The sequence below is a fragment of the Arthrobacter sp. GMC3 genome, assembly GCF_002929305.1.
Lineage (GTDB): Bacteria > Actinomycetota > Actinomycetes > Actinomycetales > Micrococcaceae > Specibacter.
Window position 1 is genome coordinate 1 of the sequence record NZ_PJIO01000054.1, and the last position, 1023, is coordinate 1023.

Sequence of the window (1023 nt, forward strand, 5' to 3'; positions counted from 1 at the left end):
AATAACTAAATTGTATGTTATTTTCTAACATAAAATTTAATTGCTTTTCTAATTTATCTTCAACCCAATAATCATCACTATCTAAAAAAGCAATAAAGTCTCCTTTAGCATAATCTAAACAGGTATTTCTAGCACCTGCCGCCCCCTTAGGGTTAATATTTTCCAATAACTTAATCCTGTTATCCTGAACTATATATTTTGAAACAATGCTAGTTGTGCCATCCGTTGAACCGTCATCACAGATCAACAATTCGAAATTAGTATGAGTTTGATTTATAACAGATTCTATTGCCTGTGCTATATACATTTCAGAATTATAAGCTGGCATTACTATTGTCACATATGGCATAGAATATTTATTACCCTTATTAAATAGGTGATTATGAATTTTATTAGACTTACCCTCTTAAAATGTTTTCAAACACTTAACAATAACCCATAATCTTATAAAAATGCACATTTTGAATTTAATGAAGAATATCACCGATAAGAATAAAACATATTAGAAAATTACATTTACATATTAATACTCAAGAAAAACCCATATTTGCCTGGCCAAGTTATTTCTTCAAACTATAGATGTTTAAATTAACACACAATATAAACAAAAATATATTCTAAAGATCATATTATCTTAAATATGCATTTAACAAAGCCGATTCTAATCATACTTCAATAATATAAAAAACCACTAACGCCTTTGCAATAATCATAAAAACATTGTTTGAATTTATCACTTGCATGACTTTCAGTTTTTATAATTTCCGCCCAGGCTTTGAATAGCAATCTTATATTTTTAGTTTTTACTATGAAAAATAATGATCTAATTACTAGACAAGAAATAAAATATTTTTTACTCAGATATTTCTTTGCTAAAATCGTCCTGTTAACTAAGGCGTAATAATTGACCATCTCATTAGAAAAACGTCCATCCGGTGATTTTTTATGTTCAATTATGCAATCATGCAAATATTTTATTTTGTATCCAGCATTTATCAACCGGAATGCAACATCTATTTCTTC

At 27.5% G+C, this 1023-nt stretch carries 2 protein-coding genes; both read right to left on the minus strand.

What is annotated here, in order from left to right; genetic code table 11:
* Nucleotides 1-307, minus strand: a 307-nt coding sequence (locus CXQ94_RS22330; RefSeq protein WP_181034355.1) for a glycosyltransferase family 2 protein, incomplete at its 3' end; no start/stop codon positions are given.
* Nucleotides 308-672: 365 nt separating this feature from the next.
* Nucleotides 673-1023 (minus strand): glycosyltransferase family 2 protein (locus tag CXQ94_RS22935; protein WP_219817106.1); only part of this gene is annotated, 351 nt, incomplete at its 5' end.